23 protein-coding genes and 1 pseudogene are annotated in these 18,184 nt (G+C 49.7%); 4 read left to right on the top strand and 20 right to left on the bottom strand.

The annotated features are described in order from the left end of the window. Positions 1-297 precede the first annotated feature (297 nt). Positions 298-594: a DUF6809 family protein gene (locus tag B9D94_RS01430; protein ID WP_148246308.1), complete on the bottom strand. Its 297-nt coding sequence runs from the start codon at positions 592-594 to the stop codon at positions 298-300. 105 nt (positions 595-699) lie between these two features. Here B9D94_RS01430 and B9D94_RS01425 point away from each other — a divergent pair, with 105 nt between their 5' ends. Beyond that, the gene (locus tag B9D94_RS01425) at positions 700-930 is read left to right on the top strand and encodes a helix-turn-helix domain-containing protein (RefSeq protein ID WP_087572341.1); all 231 of its coding nucleotides are present in this window, start codon (positions 700-702) and stop codon (positions 928-930) included. A gap of 176 nt (positions 931-1,106) precedes the next feature. On the opposite strand, the gene B9D94_RS01420 is transcribed toward B9D94_RS01425, so the two are convergent. The 12 genes from B9D94_RS01420 to B9D94_RS01370 all read right to left on the bottom strand — a co-directional run bounded on the left by B9D94_RS01420 (position 1,107) and on the right by B9D94_RS01370 (position 10,475). Continuing rightward, on the bottom strand, positions 1,107-2,306 hold the full coding sequence (locus B9D94_RS01420) for a replication initiator protein A (RefSeq protein ID WP_253805981.1): 1,200 nt from the start codon (positions 2,304-2,306) through the stop codon (positions 1,107-1,109). Next, complete coding sequence (locus B9D94_RS01415; protein ID WP_148246306.1) at positions 2,284-3,285, bottom strand: hypothetical protein; 1,002 nt, start codon at positions 3,283-3,285, stop codon at positions 2,284-2,286. Before B9D94_RS01415 ends, B9D94_RS01420 begins: the two co-directional genes overlap by 23 nt. Then, positions 3,254-4,066, bottom strand: coding sequence for a ParA family protein (locus tag B9D94_RS01410; protein ID WP_148246304.1), 813 nt, complete (start codon positions 4,064-4,066; stop codon positions 3,254-3,256). The genes B9D94_RS01415 and B9D94_RS01410 overlap by 32 nt, the downstream gene beginning before the upstream one ends. A gap of 910 nt (positions 4,067-4,976) precedes the next feature. Further along, the gene (locus B9D94_RS01405; RefSeq protein WP_148246302.1) at positions 4,977-5,906 is read right to left on the bottom strand and encodes a coiled-coil domain-containing protein; all 930 of its coding nucleotides are present in this window, start codon (positions 5,904-5,906) and stop codon (positions 4,977-4,979) included. Positions 5,907-6,369: 463 nt separating this feature from the next. Next, positions 6,370-6,960, bottom strand: a complete 591-nt coding sequence (locus tag B9D94_RS01400) for an LPD29 domain-containing protein (RefSeq protein WP_148246299.1) — start codon at positions 6,958-6,960, stop codon at positions 6,370-6,372. A 59-nt stretch (positions 6,961-7,019) separates the two neighbouring features. Further along, complete coding sequence (locus B9D94_RS01395; RefSeq protein WP_148246297.1) at positions 7,020-7,316, bottom strand: hypothetical protein; 297 nt, start codon at positions 7,314-7,316, stop codon at positions 7,020-7,022. A 66-nt stretch (positions 7,317-7,382) separates the two neighbouring features. Beyond that, entirely contained in the window at positions 7,383-8,222 is an 840-nt protein-coding gene (locus tag B9D94_RS01390; protein WP_148246295.1) for an ArdC family protein, read from the bottom strand. 99 nt (positions 8,223-8,321) lie between these two features. After that, entirely contained in the window at positions 8,322-8,606 is a 285-nt protein-coding gene (locus tag B9D94_RS01385) for a hypothetical protein (RefSeq protein WP_148246293.1), read from the bottom strand. Between the two features lie 6 nt (positions 8,607-8,612). Beyond that, positions 8,613-8,777 carry an aspartyl-phosphate phosphatase Spo0E family protein gene (locus B9D94_RS01380; protein ID WP_094050823.1) on the bottom strand — a complete coding sequence of 55 codons (165 nt, stop codon included), beginning with the start codon at positions 8,775-8,777 and terminating at the stop codon, positions 8,613-8,615. A gap of 694 nt (positions 8,778-9,471) precedes the next feature. Continuing rightward, a complete protein-coding gene (locus B9D94_RS01375; protein ID WP_148246291.1) occupies positions 9,472-9,774 on the bottom strand; it encodes a hypothetical protein in 303 nt (100 codons plus the stop codon). Positions 9,775-9,947: 173 nt separating this feature from the next. Next, on the bottom strand, positions 9,948-10,100 hold the full coding sequence (locus tag B9D94_RS30835) for a hypothetical protein (RefSeq protein ID WP_172963887.1): 153 nt from the start codon (positions 10,098-10,100) through the stop codon (positions 9,948-9,950). Positions 10,101-10,112: 12 nt separating this feature from the next. After that, complete coding sequence (locus B9D94_RS01370; RefSeq protein ID WP_148246289.1) at positions 10,113-10,475, bottom strand: hypothetical protein; 363 nt, start codon at positions 10,473-10,475, stop codon at positions 10,113-10,115. Positions 10,476-10,648: 173 nt separating this feature from the next. Here B9D94_RS01370 and B9D94_RS01365 point away from each other — a divergent pair, with 173 nt between their 5' ends. The 3 genes from B9D94_RS01365 (at position 10,649) to B9D94_RS01355 (ending at position 12,534) form a co-directional block, all read left to right on the top strand. After that, positions 10,649-10,972: a helix-turn-helix domain-containing protein gene (locus B9D94_RS01365; protein ID WP_172963886.1), complete on the top strand. Its 324-nt coding sequence runs from the start codon at positions 10,649-10,651 to the stop codon at positions 10,970-10,972. Between the two features lie 157 nt (positions 10,973-11,129). Then, positions 11,130-11,462, top strand: coding sequence for a helix-turn-helix domain-containing protein (locus B9D94_RS01360; protein WP_021624032.1), 333 nt, complete (start codon positions 11,130-11,132; stop codon positions 11,460-11,462). Positions 11,463-11,925: 463 nt separating this feature from the next. Next, positions 11,926-12,534 (top strand): PBECR4 domain-containing protein, encoded by a 609-nt coding sequence (locus B9D94_RS01355; protein ID WP_148246286.1) that lies wholly within the window; start codon positions 11,926-11,928, stop codon positions 12,532-12,534. A 137-nt stretch (positions 12,535-12,671) separates the two neighbouring features. Here the strand turns inward: B9D94_RS01355 and B9D94_RS01350 are convergent, their stop codons facing one another. The 7 genes and pseudogenes from B9D94_RS01350 to B9D94_RS01320 form a co-directional block, all read right to left on the bottom strand. Further along, positions 12,672-13,472, bottom strand: a complete 801-nt coding sequence (locus tag B9D94_RS01350; RefSeq protein WP_148246284.1) for an arsenite methyltransferase — start codon at positions 13,470-13,472, stop codon at positions 12,672-12,674. Positions 13,473-13,719: 247 nt separating this feature from the next. Beyond that, positions 13,720-14,774, bottom strand: a pseudogene (locus B9D94_RS01345) (flavin-containing monooxygenase). Between the two features lie 51 nt (positions 14,775-14,825). Beyond that, the gene (locus B9D94_RS01340; protein WP_148246282.1) at positions 14,826-15,275 is read right to left on the bottom strand and encodes a MarR family winged helix-turn-helix transcriptional regulator; all 450 of its coding nucleotides are present in this window, start codon (positions 15,273-15,275) and stop codon (positions 14,826-14,828) included. Positions 15,276-15,377: 102 nt separating this feature from the next. Then, the gene (locus tag B9D94_RS01335; protein WP_148246280.1) at positions 15,378-15,821 is read right to left on the bottom strand and encodes a protein-tyrosine phosphatase family protein; all 444 of its coding nucleotides are present in this window, start codon (positions 15,819-15,821) and stop codon (positions 15,378-15,380) included. A gap of 3 nt (positions 15,822-15,824) precedes the next feature. Continuing rightward, positions 15,825-16,295: an ArsI/CadI family heavy metal resistance metalloenzyme gene (locus B9D94_RS01330; protein WP_049869721.1), complete on the bottom strand. Its 471-nt coding sequence runs from the start codon at positions 16,293-16,295 to the stop codon at positions 15,825-15,827. Positions 16,296-16,305: 10 nt separating this feature from the next. Beyond that, entirely contained in the window at positions 16,306-16,731 is a 426-nt protein-coding gene (gene arsC / locus B9D94_RS01325; protein WP_148246278.1) for an arsenate reductase (thioredoxin), read from the bottom strand. A 29-nt stretch (positions 16,732-16,760) separates the two neighbouring features. Further along, positions 16,761-18,173 (bottom strand): arsenic transporter, encoded by a 1,413-nt coding sequence (locus B9D94_RS01320; RefSeq protein ID WP_148246276.1) that lies wholly within the window; start codon positions 18,171-18,173, stop codon positions 16,761-16,763. Positions 18,174-18,184: the final 11 nt, after the last annotated feature.

Raw genomic sequence — 18,184 nt, 5'->3', positions numbered from 1 at the left:
TTTTCATTTTTCCGTAGTAAAACGGATGATTTGAATCTCATTTCCGTAGTAAAACGGATGATTTTAATTCAATTTCCGTAGTAAAACGGATGTTTCGGCCTTTTTCGCCCGTATTCGACAAAGTGTTTTCATCAAAATCACGATTTTTTATTTTTTTTTGCTCATTTTCCGTAGTAAAACGGATGTTTTGATTTTTTTTCCGTAGTAAAACGGATGATTTGCTGATTTTCCGTAGTTAAACGGATGTTTTGCCGCTCCTGCCCCAAAAAAATTTTCTCGCCCAGGCTTCCGCGCCTCTCATTTTCCCTCCTTCAACATATCTTTCCGACCAGCTAACGCTTCCACCATAAGGGAAACGCCGAGCTGAAAGCCGTACTCAAACGATGCAGCCAGGTCCATTTCTCCGGCTTGAGCGCGAAGGTTCAGCAAATCCTCCAACTCCTTATACTCCGATTCGTCCAATCGCTTCCGCCAAACGCCCATCGCTTCCGTAATCTGCCGGTTGACGGGCCGGTATGCCGTCTCTTTCGATACGATCTGCTCAATCGGGCATAGCTCTCCGTTATACAGCTTCCGCAACAAGGTTTTCATCATGTTTCCCGTCCCTTCCCTTCGCTCTGTACGGAAACTTTATGCGAAAACCGCATAAATGTCAATATGCGGTTTTCGCATAGCTTACTATGAGCTTGGGTGATGGAAATGTACGCAAGAATTAAAGAGCTGCGAGAAGATAACGACTGGACACAGCAATATGTAGCCAAGGTTCTTAAGGTCAATCAGACCACGTATTCTCGATACGAAACGGGAGAACTGGATTTACCATCCGCTTCAATAATCAAATTGGCCGACTTGTACCAGACCAGTACGGACTACCTTCTCGGCCGCACAGATCAGAAAAAGCCGTATCCTTCCAAAAAGGCAAATACATGACCGAAACAAAAAGCCGCGCATTCCTGATAAGGAAGCGTGGCTTTTTGTTTCGGTATTATTCGCTTTTTTTGTCGTAGCTCGCCCCGGCCAAGTCAGATCGGGGCGAGCTGCAGGAGGCATTCAACCTTCAAGTCCGAACATTTAATTGCTGTCTATGGATCGATCGTTCGATTTCGTTATGCATTAAAGAGATCCAATTGAACCGGCTCGTTCAGTTCCCGGACCGAACGGACCGGAGCGTTTAAGAACACCGGATTTTTCGTCACGGTCAAAAAGCGTCCCAACAGCCCTTGTTTCTTTCCGGAAAATTCAAAGTGGTCGATGAAGCCTACAGTTTGCAATTCCTCGCAAGCCTGTTTGATGCGCTCCACGATTTTATAAACCGGCATAATCGGTTCGCGATCATCATCCAGAAAGTGAAAATGTCCGGCTAACGTTGACAGCTCTAGCGTCACAGCCGGTTCATCCGGGTAGGAGGATACGAGCCAATATAACCCCTGCGCCAGATAGGACTTCAGATCGTTCATGAGAATGAGCGATACATCAAACAGGTTCCCTTCTCTGTTCGCCTCGACCAACCATTCCGGAAGCTTGATTTCAAACTTGTACTGATAATGGCTTGGTGTTCCCACCTTACGCCGGAATACAATTTGGTCAATCAAGCGCGTCAAGGCGATCTCCTCGTATTCGGCGTTCTTGGAGCGCTGATACTGGGTAAGCGTCACTTCGATGTTCCACAAGCGCGTAAGCGCTTCTTGAACGCGCTTGTAATTGGCTGCACCATCCGTCAAGCCCAATTCGGCCAAGATATCTGCATATTTTAACTCAATTGTGGGTTGTCCGTTTACGTTTTTCTTAAACCAAAGAGATTGAATGGCCCCCATCACGCGAGCCTCATATGTCGTTAGCACTTCCCCAGTTGTTTGCTTGATATACACATTTCGGACACCATGAACAGTTGTCGGGGCTTGTCCGTTCCCTCCGTTCGGATTGGCCGAGAATAGGGCGTGTTGGGCAATATTCGTATTAAACGGGACAACTTCGCGCAAATAATCTACCGATTTGACGCGGAGCGCCCGTTCGAGAATATCATTTTTCGCCTTTAACAGTAACCGGTCGTTTCCGCCTTCCAACTGCTGTGACTTTAACGTTTCCCCCCATTGATTCGCATACATAAATAAGGCTTTGACGGATACGCGCTGTACAAGTGCCGCGCTTAGTTGTTCGATCATTTCTTGATGAATACTCGCAGCTTTCAAGGGGTCGGCATGGCGTTGAGTCTTTCCGATAAACTCATGGGCCATTTCATTGAGCTGCATATCGACTTCGCGCAGGGCGTCCATCTCCATGGTGTCACCGCCCTCCGGAGTTCTCAATGTTGTTCAGCTCTTTCTCAAGTACGTAATTGATAAAGCGCATCTTAAAGCCCTTTTTCTGCCCTGCTGCTAGCTTGTTGAAGCGTTCGAGCAAGTCATTGCGAATTAAATACGTGTCACGTGTATGGGTGTCCTCAACACGCGGCGGTTTTCTTTCTTCGGCGTATACGCTCAAAAAATTCTGCGGTTCCGCCCCTCTTGTTACACTAAACTGTTCAGTTTTATTGTTCCGTTGATTTGCTCCATGTAACTGTTCAGCATTATTGTTCCGTTGATCTGCTCCATGTAACTGTTCAGTATTATTGTTCTGTTGATCTGTTCCATGCAACTGTTCAGCATTATTGTTCTGTTGATCTGTTCCATGCAACTGTTCAGCATTATTGTTCTGTTGATCTGCTCCATGTAACTGTTCAGTATTATTGTTCCGTTGATCTGCTTCATTTAACTGTTCAGTATTATTATTCCGTTTATCTACTCCATGTAACTGTTCATCATTATTGTTCTGTTGATCTGCTACATATAACTGTTCAGCATTATTGTTTCGTTGATCTGCTCCATGTAACTGTTCAGCATTATTGTTCTGTTGATCTGCTCCATGTAACTGTTCGGCATTATTGTTTCGTTGATCCGCTCCATGTAACTGTTCAGCATTATTGTTCTGTTGATCTGCTCCATGTAACTGTTCAGCATTATTGTTCTGTTGATCTGCTCCATGTAACTGTTCAGTATTATTGTTCTGTTGATCTGCTCCATGTAACTGTTCAGCATCATTGTTCTGTTGATTTGCTCCATGTAACTGTTTAGCATCATTGTTCTGTTGATTTGCTCCATGTAACTGTTCAGCATTATTGTTCTGTTGATCTGCTCCATGTAACTGTTCAGTTTCATTGCTCTGTGAATCTGTTCCTGTTAACTGTTCAGTTTTTTTCGTTGAAAATACATCGAAATCAGCTAACGATCTGCGCTTGGGCTTTGCCATGCGCCAACACCTCCTCCAAAATATCATAATAGGATTTTACGAGATGGTTGCCAGGGTCGGCCAGAACGGCGGGCTGTCCTTCGTAGGCAGTAGCATTCGCAAACCGAATCGATTTAGATATGACGGTTTCGTACATATGTAAACCATGTTCAATGCAATATTTCCGAGCTTTTGGCAGCATTTCGGAATGCAGCGTGGTCCGAGAATCAACCTTCATCGCTACGATTCCATCAATGACCAGTTCAGGGCGATGCTTTTGTTGAAAGTCTTCAACCACTTCAATGACTTGGATAATACCGGCGACAGCGAACGTTTCCGGCTCAAACGGTATAATGACGCGATCCGCGGCGGCGAATACATTCCCGGCAATCAATCCCATGTCCGGCGGTGTATCGATAAAAATATAATCGTATTGATCCCGTACCGCATCCAATGGGGCTTTCAACAAGTAAAGTGGTCGCCGGTACGTCTCCACATCGGCCAACACATCAAATACAAGAGTCGCCATTTCCTTATTCGCCGGTACAATATCAAGTCGATCCATCAAAGGCACCTTTACGTCATTCATCGATAGACCTTCTACTAGAACATCGTAAATCGTGCGCTCATATTGGGCGGGAACTTTCCCAAAAGCCATGGAAGCATTGCCCTGGGGGTCCGTATCAATAATAAGCACGCGGGCCTTTGGCTGCTTTTGAACAATAGCCGTCGCAATATTGCTTACAAAACTGGTCTTCCCAACGCCGCCCTTATTGGCGGAAACTGCGTAAACAACTGCCATACCATCACCCTTCTTTCACGGAATAGTTTTATACAACAATTTTACTGTTCAGTTTTACGTATCAGTGTAATGATTCAATCATAGCATAGCCTAGTCATGCAGAAAAGCTCCCCCTCCGCCCCCGGAACGGGGGAACGCAAAGGGCTTACGCCCTCTGCACACCCTCCCCCCGCCCTAAAGGGGGCGGGCCATGCAAGGGGTTGCATGGCATCGGTTAGCGTCGGCGGTCGGAACCGCTCGTCAAGGGTTCGCTAACGCCGCCGACGCGCCCTGGACGGCTCTCTGCCTGCTTCATACGCGGCTACGGCGAAAGGCCCCACAAAAGCCTTTATACGTTGCATGACATGGTATGACGTGATAAAATAACGGGTATAAAGACATTAGAACGAATCTCACCGTAGGCGGCCAGCCAAGTACGAGGTATACGGGTAACATGTTGATCCGTATACTAAGAAGAGCCTTCACCGCTGCGAACGGTAAAGACTCTTAGGACCCGAAAGGCTGTGGATCACCACGGCGCGCGTGAAACTAAATAGCTAGTTCAAGCGAAAACCACCGTTTAGGCTCTCCAACCTACTTAGCGGTGGTTTTTCGCTTGTTACGAAACTTACGACGCGCCCAGCGATAGAGCTTCCGGATACCAAACACAAGGCTTAGTATCGTTACGATCCAACGCAGCACATCATAAAACGCCACAAGTGCGACCATCGGCGTCACCCCCTTTCGGGAAGCTGCGCCGTGGTCCGAAAACATCCACCACTATTCAAAGTCCATAGAGTCAATTATAGCATGTCCGTTCCGACCACTCTACTAAACTCTCAAATGCCGAACAGTGGATCTTCCAAAACGGAATAATCGTTCGGCATTTCAAGCGATTTCTCGCCTTCAGCTCGCGCCGATCCGGCCTCCTTTATTGTTGCTGCTTATCCCCGCCCCGACCTTTCGATGCAGCGGAACGCCCTTGCGTTTGTAATTGCTCCCGAAGCTCATTAATCTGCTCATATAATTTCGTGATTAGCGCCGTTGACTCCTGCTGCTTCGCCGTCGCTTCCGCGTTAACTTTCTCTAACTTCTCTTGGTACTCACTCCGCGCCTGAACCAACTCGCGCTCCCGCTGTACATCGAGCTTTTCTTTGAGACGTTCCAGTTCTTCCGCATGACGCGCCTCCAGTTGCGCGATCCGCTCCGCATGCTGCTGTTCGATCCGCTGTTGTTCCCGTTCGAGCGATGCGATTTGGTCGGTTTGTTTCTCCGCTTGCCTCGACAGCTCGTCCACTTGCCGGTGCAGTTCCTTATTTTCGTCCATCGTCTCTTGAAAATCGGTGAGCTGCGCGCTCAAAGCCTTGTTCTTCTCCTCGTACTGCTCCAGGAGCAAATTAGACTTTTTGGTGTTATCCTCGTATTGCGCAATCTGCTTCGCTTGGTCGCTGTTTTCTTTACTCAAGCGCCCGCCTTCATCCTTGAGCTGCTTCATTTCAATCGTCATATCGGCAATGGTTTGCTCCTGCGCCAAAAATGCCGCATTTCGCTCGGCCAATACCGCCTCATGCCCCTGTGTAAGCTCCAATCGCGCTGCCGCCTCTGACTGAATCATCATCATAAAAATTTCTTCGTCGCGGCGCTTGTGGTATTCACGTTCTTCGAGCAGCTTGCGATAGCCCGCAGCAACGCCTTCTTTGAGCTGCTGCATCTCGACGAGCTGCGCCATGTATTCCAAAAACTCGCCTTCTGTGGGCAAACCGCTTTCCGCAAACAATTCCTCAACCTTTTGTTTGATTTCAGGACGTACCCGGATCGATTTCGTGACGGTTGGCCCTTTTGTTGGTTCATTCATGGACATGCGCTTCACGCTCCCTTGTTTACTTTTCTTTATTATACCACATAATGTTTACTATGTTTACACTGTTTACACTGTTTACAACATAATTTTAACGAATGAAAGGAAAGAATACGAACCACCTCGGCCGCACTCCCTCTTTTCTCCCAAAAACCCGAAACCCCTCTTGTTCAATTCCTGATATTCTGTAAACGTTTGAATCCTCATTTTTCAGTATGTTTACATAGATTACAAGGTAAACACTTTTGATTCTATCTTTTCCGGCTTGCAAACATTTAAACCCTGCAAACATAGTATGTTTACAACGTTTACAATGTTTACACTACTTAAACCGGACTTCGGCTGATCCGTTGAGGTAAGCGGCGACGGCGCAGAATGCGCGGTCGCCGGGGTTTGGGAGCAGGCCGGGGGGTCCGGGGGGCGGAAAGCCCCCCGGCCGCGCCAATAGCGGCGATCATGTGGGCGTCTAAATATGCAGGCGGCGGCAAAAATCCGGGTCGAGCGCCCGCAGCCGCTGGATGGCCCGGCCAAGGGCAGCGCGCGGCATGCGGAGCTGATAGCCGTAGCGCCCTTGGGCCTCCAAGTCCTCAAGCCGCCGCAGCCGGTGCATGTACTCGCTCCAGGCGGCTTCCCAAGCCTCCATTTGTTCAAGGACGGAATGCGTCTGCTGTTGGATGATCTCCCGTTCAGCGGCCAATAAAAGGGGCTTGGTGGCATCCTGCATCGATACGCCCTGTTCGGCCAAACGCTCGGCTACGCGGGCGCGCCTCGCAGCGCTCAAGCGGCGGCTTGTGCGCAAATACTGCGCCCCGACAATGCGCCGCCCCTCCCAACCATAGCCGACCGCCTCGCGGCGATCCTCGCCGCTGCTGCGCCGTGTCTCGTAGCTCTGAAAGGCATGCAGCACGTCTTCCACGTCCGGCACAAACGGCCCGTCCTCCCAACTCACTGAAACGCTATCGGCCGACGAGCGCACGGAAAAGGGTTGCCCCGGAAAGGCGCGCCGCAGCGCCACCCGGATTTTTTTTGCCGTCTCGGTAGAGCTTTCATAGTGCATCGGTTTTCCTTCCTTTCGTATGGGGGGTCCGGGGGGGCTGTTAGCCCCCCGGACGTGCTTTACAAAACGAGCTGCCGGCCGCTGGCTTTTAATTGCATCATGGAATCATAGAGCGTACTAATCTCTTCGTGCGCATCTTCCCAACCGTCCGCAATCGCCCATGTAATGGCCGCGCCGTCAAAGGAAATGACCACATTCGTTTTATAATTGCTCTCGTCCCGAAACGTAGCGTCGTACGTATAGGACGGCGTTTCCCCCGGCTCCTGCTTGATGTCGTTTTCCTCGAAATCGAACAAATTCCATTCCTGAAACGCCTTGCAAAAAAACACGTAATCCGGATACGTCACCGTTTGCATCGCTACCCATTCCCTTCCTATTTGGATATGGGGGCCAAGGCCCCCGATTGCCGGTTGCCTTGGCTGCTATTCCTCGCCGTCCGTAAAGCTGATGCCCTGCATGTAGTCCGCGGCGCGCTGCGCCTTACCTGCGGCCAGTACAATCATGCGTTGATCGTCTTTGAGCGCCCGCAGCCAGCCGTTAATATAGGACGCGCTGTTTTCAATGGTCGTATTGTCGATGCCGCAGACGCCGCACATCATGGCCGCGCCGATCTCGGCTATCAATTCTTCTTTGCTGTAATTCTCGTCACCGAATGCGGCCAGCTCCGTAATGCCGGACCGGTTCAGCCGCTTGGTATGGCCGGTCGAATGCACCAGTTCATGAAACAGCGTGCAGTAATATTCCTCGGGCTGCTTGTAATCCGCCATCGGCGGAACGCTGATCATGTCATCCCCCGGCCGGTAGAACGCCCGGCCCGGCGCGAAATGAATAGGCGGCCGGTCCGCATAGCCGGTTACAAGCCGTTCGGCTTCCTCAATAGGGTCATGCTCATACGCCGGTTCGCTGTTCCGTTTGCTTTCCAGTCCTTCGCATTGGGTTGCAATATTGAACACCTTGTAATAGCGCAAAAGCGGTATTTTCTCCGTCTCGCCGGTTTCCTCGTCCTTCTTCTCCAGCCACTTCCAGAAAACCACGATCTCGCCTTTTACGCCCTTCTTGACGGTGCCGCCCGCCTCGGTGATCCGCTTGAATGTGGCATACTCCCCAGCGTCAAGCAGCAGCGCGTTAATGCCCCGATACGGCTTTTGAGTCAGCCAGTTCACCGCCGCGCCGCTTCTCCATGGCCTACGCCACGGCACGACACCGCTTTCGAGCAGCTTGACAATACGTTCCGTCACCATTTCATAAATTTTTTGGCTCATGATTTGCCCTCTCCTTTACATGTGGTAAAATAGAGGGGCGAAGGGGTTCGCAAAATTTCTTCGCCCCGGTCCGATTGCTCCCTAAAGCAAACGGGCCTTTTAATATTCGGAAGGTAATAAAAACGTGGTCGCGCTGCGGTCGCGTTCCGTTATAATCCAGAATTTGACGCCTGCCGCCGTGTGATAAACCGACAGCAGCCGTTCCCCCATTTGCAGCGCCTCGTCATTAGCGGCCCGGTCGTCATCACAGACGTCGCCCCAATCGCCGCCAATATGCCGGGTCAGCGCGGATATGCGTTCATCCTCGCTGACAACTTCTAGCGCGCCCGGCGTGGTGTACACCTGCCCAAGCGGAAATAACCCTCGGAAAACATGAATCCTCATACCTGCTCACTCTCCCTTTTTCAAAGCTCGGTTGTATTCGTTTAGCAGCTCGTCCAATTCTTGCGACTTCAAAAGCACTTCTTTCGCCATCGCGCCTACCTGCTTCGCAAGCGTGTTCAATTCCGCGCGCACCGCTTCGATTTTTTCGCGCAGCTCGTTTACTCCCCGCATGCTCTCACCTCCTTTCACGCCGCCAATATCCGGCTAAAATCGCGGCGGATGCTACCCGCATCCTTTGCTAGTCCATCCCGTTTTTTCCTTCTTTGACTTGACTTTTTGGCCCTGAAACCCCCATCCTGGTCCCGCTTGCCGGTCGAGCCAGCGCGGAGCGTCTTCTTTCAAGGTTTGGAGCGTAGGGGCTTCCTTCGTGCTTCCTGGTCTTGCGTATGGAGTTTTCAAGGAACAGGTACATCCTGTATACCGCAGCCGTCGCAGATTTTAGAGCATATCCGGTTCTGGCTGGCAAGGGTCTGCCCGTCAGGGATAGTCAAATTTTTTTGAGCGCTCTACTCAAAAAAATTTGGCTACCCTTGCCAGCCACGGTTCGGGTATGCTCCCATGCGACAGATCGGCTGCGGTGTACAGGATGTGGGCCTTGAAAAACGGAAGGAGCAAGGCCCGCGCGCGAAAGTACCCCTGCGCTGCCAGGCCGTTTTTGCTTCCTGGAACCCGCTTGCAAAGCTTTTGGCTTCCCCGACCTGCCCGAATCGCTTTAGGCACGATGATGAAATGGAGCGTCAGCGAAATGGAATCATGGTGCCGCCCTGCCCCGTAGAGCCATGATGGGCGCGGCAGCGTAAGCGAGAGCGCCCATGATGGATCGAGCGTTACCCAGAGAAACGCTTTTGCTTCCCTGCGAGGCCCGTTAAAAATCCCAATGGAACCCGGCGTCTTTCCGGGTCGCTTGGGATTTAGGGCCGGTTGAACCGGGGGAACCGGTTTCCTTCATTCGGATTTTGATGATTTTGGATCCAATGGCCACAAGAAAACGTTCGGCTTTCCGCTGAGATCCACGCAGCTCTTTCCGGCTGCAGAAGATCCATTCCGCAAAAAAAGCCGAACGATCCGGTTCATACCAAACGTGAACCGCATAAAGCTGCGGAACAAAAAAAAGAGCCACAGCGCAAGGCCGAAGCTCAAAAAAGGGTAGAACAGCCGGAAATGACAAAACCGCCCCCTTGGTGCGGCATTGGACGCAAAGCCTCCCATAACGGTATGCCGGTGGCCGTTAGCAACCCTATGCGTCTACTTCAAGTCACCGGCCTTCCGGAGCGAGCTGCGATCCGTTGGCGCACGATCTATTCGTCGAAGCATTGAACGGCCGTGTCCGGACCATCCGGATTAGTCTGATTTAGAAGAATCTCGCCCCTCTTGCTTCCGACGTTTGACTGCCTGCCGGTCCAGGACAACCAACAAGCTAAAACAGATGACACCGAAGACAAAAATGGCAGCTCTTCCGGCAGGAGACATGTTGAATAATAGTTCGGAAAACATTGCCTGTCCCTCCTAAAGTGCAAATGAAACGAATTGATAAGCGTAGTAGATCATGGCCCATAAGGTAAGCACGATATAACCAACAAAGCCGGAATAAGCGATAGCCATACCGCCATAACCCCACAGCTTCCAGTACCAAGCGATTGGTTCCTCTTCTACCTCTATCCAAACCGATCGCGGCCGGGGCAAAGTCCGGTAGAAGTACCAAACATTCGAGTGTGAGCGGTCTTCGTCATCGGACGCCTTCACTTCCCATCTTTTTGCCGCGTCGCCTTTGCTTCCCCCTCCTGCCAAATCGCGAAAAATAGCAGGATCGTCAACACCAGCAAGAGCATGTCTGCCGGTTTCATCAAGTTTGGAACCAGGATATTCCACATGATCTCCCCCCCGATTATCTTTTAAGTTACATATCCTAAGAAAAAACGAAACTTTTATAGTACATTTTATCTCATAAGATAAGTTTACAACAAAAAAATTATCTTTTAGTAATCTGCATAGTTACGCTCAAGTTGCTTACACTCAAATGGATAGGAAGGAGTGTAACAACCGTGGCGTATACAACATTGCAACGGGTGGGCAATGCCGTCCGGCACACCCGATTAAGCCAGGACTTGACACAGGAGGAATTGGCCGAGTTGATCGGAACCAGCTATACCTATATCAGTTCCCTGGAACGCGGACAGCGCAACGTAACCATTCAAACCCTAGATCGAATCGCGCAAGCTTGTCGAACCGACTTGTTCCGGATGCTACAGCTCGATGGACCGGAAGATGAAACGATTGTCGAAATGTTGGCTCTCTTAATGAGCCGTGACCCATTGGATCGTAAAAAGGTACTGAATATCGCACGAGAAATGTTCCGGACCCAATGAGGAAATGAGGCTGCGTTCGAAATCCCAAGATGTGGAAAGTATACACTAAAAGAACCTAAGAGTTCAATTACATTTTAATTATTTGAACTTTCGACACTCTCCAAGTGCATCATGTCGTTGGTCTACACTTCTTAGTAGAAAGAGGTGAACGACCAACGTGAGTCATCTAGCCAAAACGATAGGAGAGCAGATACGGCACTACCGCACATTGAGGGGTTGGACCCAAGAGCAATTGGCGGAAGTGTTAGAATCGCAAGGAACCTATATCGGCCGCGTCGAACGCGGCGAACAAAACATACAGCTTCAAACTTTGGAAAAAATAGCCGATGCGCTACATATAAACGTATATGCCTTGTTCAGTGAACGCGATCCGTTTGAGCATCTAAAACAGGATGAATGGATATGGCAATCCGTGATGCTCCTCAAAGAGCAGAACGTGCAGGATCAGGAACGAGCCTTCCGGGTTTTGCGTGAAATGTTGAAACACTAAGGGAAGCTGCCCTGTTCGATTTCGGACATGGCTTCGCCCCCCGGTTGCTAAGAACAATCCCCTACTGACTTCACTCCCTCGCTACTCCAATAGATCGGTACGATTTCGCTCCATCCCAACTGTCCGTTGCACAATCCGGGTTTCCGTTGTATAATATACAGGCAAGATAAATAAATCGGAGCGTAAGCTCGCACCATGGGCAACGTGGTGTTCCCTGCCGGGGGGACCATAATTTCCGTGTTTACCGACCGTTTGTGTTGCCGAATGATATGGATTTTCAGCAATTAGGAAACACTTATATATAGGGATCGCCAACGATCCGCACCACCGGGTAGCGTGGTGTTCCCCGCCGGGGGGACCATAATCTCCGTGTTTACCGACTGTTTTTGCTACCCATCAGCTTAACAAGGCGGCTCTGATGTGGACACATCAGAGCTTTTTTTGTGCAAGGAGACATGATTCTATGACGCTAACACTCGAACAATTAGTTGCCCGAACGACGAAACCCTTGATTGCGGATATTAGCCTTCAAGTGCTTCAACAGTTATATGAGCAGTATCTTCTCCCTTACACGTTTACATATGAACTGGAGAACCATGACCCTGTTAAGCTGCACTTTGAAAAGGACAACTTCTGTCATCTGCTGGGGCTAGAAAAAATGGTCACGGGCAAAATACGGTCTCAAGATTTGAAATTATACCGGGGGCCGGAAGGCTGGGACAACATCAAAAACGGCACGATTGACCGGGAACATATGCGGTCCCGCGCAGGCAAACCGAACTTTAACAGCCTGAAAGGAAAATGGATTTATTTTCTCGCCATTCCCCGCATCCTCACATCCGACACAGCCATGATTAAATTTCATAAATTAGGGGCAGAATTACTTATATACGGCGGTTTTGATAACGCCATCGTACACCTTGGCATATCCAGGCGAGAAGAAACCGAATTTAAAACGTGGTGTCCGCGCACGATTCTGGAGGAAGGCAAAACACCGCCGCTGTACGGAACCAAGCATATTGATGGACAACCAACACTTCGCATTCTTTCTTTTAAGCAGGACGCGAAATAAAATAGGGTACAAAACCGCAAGGCGCGGCTATACGCGCAGAGGCGAAGGCGCTGCCAGCTAACCGGCAGCGCCTTATTATTTAATGCCGTAACATGTTCAGCTCAACACGAGCTTCCAACAGCTCGGCCCGTCATGGCTCAAGGCTTGATGGCACGTATCGCGGCGGATACCAGGTATTGTTCGACATTTGCGCCGGGAATCCAATCCTTGATGAACGTACGGGATTCGTCTTTAGGTTCGATTTCAATATCAGTAAAACCGCTTTGCGCAAGCATGGCCTCCAGTTCGCCGATGGAGGAAGCTCCTGAAATGCACCCTGAATAGATACGGTCGATATCCTGCTTGATTTCTTCCGGAAAATCGGCTGTTGCCACGACATCCGATATGGCCAGTCTGCCGCCGTCACGCAGCACACGGAACGCCTCATCAAATACCTGCTGCTTCGAAGGGGACAGATTAATGACACAGTTTGAAATAATCACGTCAACCGATTGGTCCTGAACCGGCAGATGCTCGATCTCGCCCAACCGAAATTCCGTATTGGTAAATCCGCTTTTACTGGCATTTTCGCGGGCGCGGCTGACCATTTCCGGTGTCATATCTACACCAATGACGCGGCCGGAAGCGCCCACCTGACGGGAGGCTAGAAAGCAATCAAACCCGCCGCCGCTGCCCAGGTCCAGCACAACTTCTCCCGGTTGCAAAGCGGCAATGGCTTGCGGATTGCCGCAGCCGAGGCCCAGGTTCGCCCCATCCGGAACGGCTGTCAGTTCTTCTGACGAGTAGCCCATTTTAGCGGAAACGTCCACGGGCGACTCGCAGCAAGCATTAGCTGGCGCTGGCGTACAACAGGACCCTGCCCCTACGTCCTGCAAGGCGATTTCTTTATACCGATTCCGAACGTTTTGACGAATTTGATCATTACTCACTTGATTCATGAAAGATCACTCCTTAGTTTTTTATACAATCAACAGCAGCTCGCAGCGCAACAAGCAGTTGGTGTTGCACGAATGATTGGCCGTCGCTTAAAGAATCGGACCGATTGCTTTTGCATAGCGTCTGACCATTTCCAGGCTTCTCTAGCAGATCGTTCGATTTCCCTTTGGCGTTGTTTCATGAGCATTTCCGCAGCAAACCAATTGAGGTTCAAGTCGGATCCATCCTTTTATCAAAAAATGTAAGCATTCAGTGTTTAAGATGATGCAAAAGCTTTTTCACAACAAACTGCGCGTCCGGCCCCACCCCCCTTAAGGTAGCAGAAGCAAAGGAACGCTGTCCTTCCAGCCCCACATAATAAAGCCCCGGAACGTCGCTTATGCCTGCTTGATGTAACGGCCTTCCTTCTGCATCCAGCGCGCCAATCGCTTGAAGGTAGGGAAGATGCGGCTGGTAGCCTGTCGCAAAGATCACCGTATCCACTGGCTCTTTTGTCCCGTTCGGCCAAATGACGCCATCCTCATAGAAGGATGTAAACATCGGTTGTTGATCCGGTTTCCCTGCCGCTACTTTTTCTTTGTACCCGCCCGAATCGTTCACCGCACTTGAACTCGGCGCGGTTTTCCCGAACCGCCAAAATGGAAAGGTGTCAAACCCAATCAGTTTCACCCAAAAATGCACATCTTGGCCCCATACCTTTTGTTTCATGAACTGAACCGGCCGGAGTACCGCTAAAGACGCCTTGCTCACCTCGGCCAGCTCAACGCCGATCTGTACGGCAGAATTGCCGCGCCCGACCACTACCACGCGTTGATGGATGTATGGCTCCGGATTCGGTATTCAGAGGAATGAAGCGTGCGGCCTTGAAACACCTCCTGCCCGGGCAAAACTGGCGTATAGGGATTGTGAAACGATCCGGTCGCATTAATGATGGTGCGCGCCCAAAACGTATCCCCTGCCATCGTACGGACCGTAAACCCTTCTCCATTCTTTTCGACCGATACTACTCGCTGATTGGTCCGAACCGGCAATTGAAACTTTGCCCGGTAATCCTGTAAATAACGAATGACTTCATCACGCTTGGGGTAACCATTCGGATCGCCGGGGAACGTCATGCCCGGCATCGACGAAAAGCGTGCCGGAGAGAACAGCTTGAGACTATCGTAATAACGCGGCCACGAACCGCCCGCCTCGTCACTCGCGTCCAAAATCAGAAATCGAAGTCCTTTCTTCTGAAGATGATAGCCGGATGCAAGACCCGCCTGCCCCCCTCCAATGACAATCGTATCCAATGCCTCATTCATACCCATTACCCTCCGATTTATTTGCAATTTACAAGTATAAAAGAAAAGAAATCACCCGATGGGGGTGGAACAGCATAGGCTGGATTTTGACATCGCTTCATTCAAAAGCTTAATGGAGCGAATGACCGTTTCTTTTTCAAAATCGTTCATATGAGAGAAAATTTCAGCTAAATAAGCGTTACATTGCTGGTCAATCATTGTGGCCACGTACTTACCTTCTGTCGTGAGCGAAAGCACATACACCCTACGGTCGTCCGGATCGGGCGATTTTTTGACCAAATTCATTTTAATTAACGATTGGATTTGTCGGCTAAAGGTCGTAATATCAGTCCCTAACGCATCGGCTACCTGCTGAATGGACGGTTTATGCTGACGATCGATCTCGTAAAGAATATGGCTTTGCACTAAAGATATATCGCAGCCACCGGCGGAGCAGCAATTTTTATTGAGAAACCCAAAACGGCGTGTCATGATTTGAAATAGTTCGCGAACATTTTCCACTGTGGTTCACCTCATGACTTAGTTATACAATATTTATTTGCAAATTGCAAATGTGTAAATCAAAAAAAAGAAAAACCACTCGGCTGAGTGGTCTCTGCTTGCTTATTTACCGGGATATAATTGGTGCAAAGATTCTCTCTGTGATGGCTTAATATCAATGATGTTGCGAATGCTCTTTGCCTTGGCCTCGGCTTCGTCAAGCGTATCGCTTAATCCCAAGGCAAGCAAGGTGCCAGCGGCTACCGTACCGGTCCGTCCCTTTCCTCCGCCACAATGAAAAGCAACTTTCTTGTTTTGGTGATAAGCTTCGGTGACGGCCTGGATCGCTTGCTCGAAGGCTTTTTCTTGCGGCATAGTCGCATGATCCGCTAACGGAATTTGAATCCATTTCGTATTCGCCGCTGGAAAGGCGCATTCCGTCGCTTCGCCGCGAAGATCCACGATCACGTCGATCCCTTCATTTTTCACCATCGATTCCACATCCGTTGCCGCGCCCATGAAAATTTTATCCGGAATCAAAGCATGGTAGGTTTTTTCAGATGCCATGGACTATACTCCTTTTTTAAACGATCCAAACTCAATCGGAACCGGGGCCGCTGGCGGTGCGCAGCACAGGGACAAATCCCTGGCTTCACCAGCAGATTCGAATTCGGAATCTTCTTTTGTGTAGAAAATCTCCCAAGCGTTGCCGTCCGGATCATACACCCAAACTTTATCCTGCACCGCATAGCAGCATGTGGTATTCATTTCGTCAATCAGCAGCAGTCCACTTTGACGAAGCCTCTCCCCCATGGCCAGCACTTCTTCCGTATTATTCACTTGGAATCCCAAGTGGTTCAGTACACCCTTTTGTTCGAAGGGGCGTACATTAAGCGAAAAATGCAGCGCCGGTTCTTCTAACTCGAATTTGGCGTAATTATCTTTAACCTTACTCGGTTCGGCCCCAAAAAAAGCGCGATAGAACTCCAAAGACTTGTTCAGCTCCGTACAGTTTAAAGCAACATGCATTCGTTTGATCATCGTCGCCACCTCATTTCCCTTCTTTGACGAATTGTTCAATCCGGTTCTTAATCGAATCGCGAACGGTGCGGAACTGGTTCATGATTTCGTCTTCCGTTCCGGTTGCTTTTGCCGGATCATCAAAACCCCAGTGCCATTTCGTTACGTTCTTGTTGGAGATTACAGGGCAATGCTCGTCGGCGTGGCCGCATAAGGTAATGACATAATCGGCGCGATTCAAAATGTCCGGATCGATCACATCGGAGGTGTTTTTGCTAATATCTACGCCAGCTTCTTGCATGACTTGCACCGAACGCGGATTCAGTCCGTGTGCTTCAAGACCTGCGCTTTTGACTTCATATTTTTCGCCGCCTAGCGCGTTTAAAAACCCGTCCGCGATTTGGCTTCTGCAAGAATTTCCGGTGCACAAAAAATAAATTAACGGTTTTTTCTCCATAGTGAACAATCTCCTTTGATTTCAATTCGTTAATCGCCTTGATGAACTCTTTTCGCTTGTTTACTTCTCATAAAAGTCTTCATGATCATTGCAACTACCACTAGGACGACCACGATCACCGCGATACATAACCATACATTCACCTGTAGCGTCTGGAGAACATAAAGCCATACATAAAGACCGGTGAGCGTAATGAACAACGTGGGAATGGTTAACAGGATGCCGACTTTAAAATAATAGCCCCATCCGATTTTCACGTTTTTCGTGGATAGGACATGCAGCCAAAGCAGCGTCGCCAGGGAGCCGATTGGCGTAATTTTCGGTCCTAAGTCCGAACCGATCACATTCGCATAGATCAGCGCCTCACGAATGAACCCATCGGTTTGCGTACCTTGGATGGCCAGCGCATCGATCATGACCGTGGGCATGTTGTTCATAATGGACGACAGGATGGCTGCAATAAAGCCCATACCTACGGTAGCCACAAACAACCCTTGGTCTGCGACCGCTTGAATGACGCTGCCTAGTGCATCCGTAAGTCCGGCATTGCGCAAGCCATAAACGACCACATACATGCCGATAGAGAAGATCACGACAGCCCAGGGAGCGCCTTTTACCAGTTTCCAGGTATGAATCGCAGGGCTTTTTCTCGCCGCGAACAAAAAGGCAATCGCGGCAACCCCCGCAATAATGGATACAGGAATCGAGAAAAATTCGCTGATAAAATACGCAACAAGCAGCGCGGCTAAAATGACCCAAGATAACTTAAACAGCCGCATATCCTTGATGGCTTCCTTCGGCCTTTTCAGTTGCGTGAGATTGTATCGGTTCGGGATGCTTTTCCGGAAATACAGATACAGCACAATGAGACTCGCAATGACGGAAAAGAAATTCGGAACAATCATGCGGCTCGCGTATTCCGCAAAACCGATGTTGAAATAATCGGCGGATACAATATTCACCAAGTTGCTGACAACAAGCGGTAAAGATGCCGTATCCGCAATAAACCCACTGGCCATAATAAACGGCAGGATCATCTTTTCATCAAACTTAAGTGCCCGGACCATGGCGAGTACAATCGGGGTAATAATCAAGGCCCCGCCATCATTGGCAAACAAGGCGGCAACCGCCGATCCCAGCAGGATGATAAAAACAAACATGAGCAGGCCGTTTCCGCGTGCCAGCCGCGCCATATGCAATGCAGCCCATTCAAAAAATCCGATTTCATCCAGCACCAGTGAGATTAAAATAATGGCCACAAACGCCAAGGTGGCGTTCCACACGATGCCGGTTACGGTGCCGACGTCCGCGAAGCTGACCACGCCAAATAGCAGAGCAAGGATAGCTCCGGCACTTGCCGACCAGCCGATATTTAATCCTTTCGGTTGCCAAATGACAAAAAGCAACGTTACCAAGAAAATGAAAATCGCTACATAAACCATATGCTTCCTCC

Origin of the sequence: Paenibacillus sp. Cedars (assembly GCF_003184205.1) — a bacterium.
Lineage (GTDB): Bacteria > Bacillota > Bacilli > Paenibacillales > Paenibacillaceae > Paenibacillus_AQ > Paenibacillus_AQ glucanolyticus.
This window is presented reverse-complemented; position numbering and strand designations above follow the sequence as displayed.

Excerpts from the sequence above, each read along its gene's own strand:
- B9D94_RS01430 (WP_148246308.1), bottom strand. The coding sequence starts at position 594 with ATGATGAAAACCTTGTTGCGGAAGCTGTATAACGGAGAGCTATGCCCG.
- B9D94_RS01425 (WP_087572341.1), top strand. The coding sequence starts at position 700 with ATGTACGCAAGAATTAAAGAGCTGCGAGAAGATAACGACTGGACACAG.
- B9D94_RS01415 (WP_148246306.1), bottom strand. The coding sequence starts at position 3,285 with ATGGCAAAGCCCAAGCGCAGATCGTTAGCTGATTTCGATGTATTTTCA.
- B9D94_RS01410 (WP_148246304.1), bottom strand. The coding sequence starts at position 4,066 with ATGGCAGTTGTTTACGCAGTTTCCGCCAATAAGGGCGGCGTTGGGAAG.
- B9D94_RS01405 (WP_148246302.1), bottom strand. The coding sequence starts at position 5,906 with ATGTCCATGAATGAACCAACAAAAGGGCCAACCGTCACGAAATCGATC.
- B9D94_RS01400 (WP_148246299.1), bottom strand. The coding sequence starts at position 6,960 with ATGCACTATGAAAGCTCTACCGAGACGGCAAAAAAAATCCGGGTGGCG.
- B9D94_RS01395 (WP_148246297.1), bottom strand. The coding sequence starts at position 7,316 with ATGCAAACGGTGACGTATCCGGATTACGTGTTTTTTTGCAAGGCGTTT.
- B9D94_RS01390 (WP_148246295.1), bottom strand. The coding sequence starts at position 8,222 with ATGAGCCAAAAAATTTATGAAATGGTGACGGAACGTATTGTCAAGCTG.
- B9D94_RS01385 (WP_148246293.1), bottom strand. The coding sequence starts at position 8,606 with ATGAGGATTCATGTTTTCCGAGGGTTATTTCCGCTTGGGCAGGTGTAC.
- B9D94_RS01380 (WP_094050823.1), bottom strand. The coding sequence starts at position 8,777 with ATGCGGGGAGTAAACGAGCTGCGCGAAAAAATCGAAGCGGTGCGCGCG.
- B9D94_RS30835 (WP_172963887.1), bottom strand. The coding sequence starts at position 10,100 with ATGTTTTCCGAACTATTATTCAACATGTCTCCTGCCGGAAGAGCTGCC.
- B9D94_RS01355 (WP_148246286.1), top strand. The coding sequence starts at position 11,926 with ATGACGCTAACACTCGAACAATTAGTTGCCCGAACGACGAAACCCTTG.
- B9D94_RS01350 (WP_148246284.1), bottom strand. The coding sequence starts at position 13,472 with ATGAATCAAGTGAGTAATGATCAAATTCGTCAAAACGTTCGGAATCGG.
- B9D94_RS01335 (WP_148246280.1), bottom strand. The coding sequence starts at position 15,821 with ATGGCATCTGAAAAAACCTACCATGCTTTGATTCCGGATAAAATTTTC.
- B9D94_RS01330 (WP_049869721.1), bottom strand. The coding sequence starts at position 16,295 with ATGATCAAACGAATGCATGTTGCTTTAAACTGTACGGAGCTGAACAAG.
- arsC (WP_148246278.1), bottom strand. The coding sequence starts at position 16,731 with ATGGAGAAAAAACCGTTAATTTATTTTTTGTGCACCGGAAATTCTTGC.
- B9D94_RS01320 (WP_148246276.1), bottom strand. The coding sequence starts at position 18,173 with ATGGTTTATGTAGCGATTTTCATTTTCTTGGTAACGTTGCTTTTTGTC.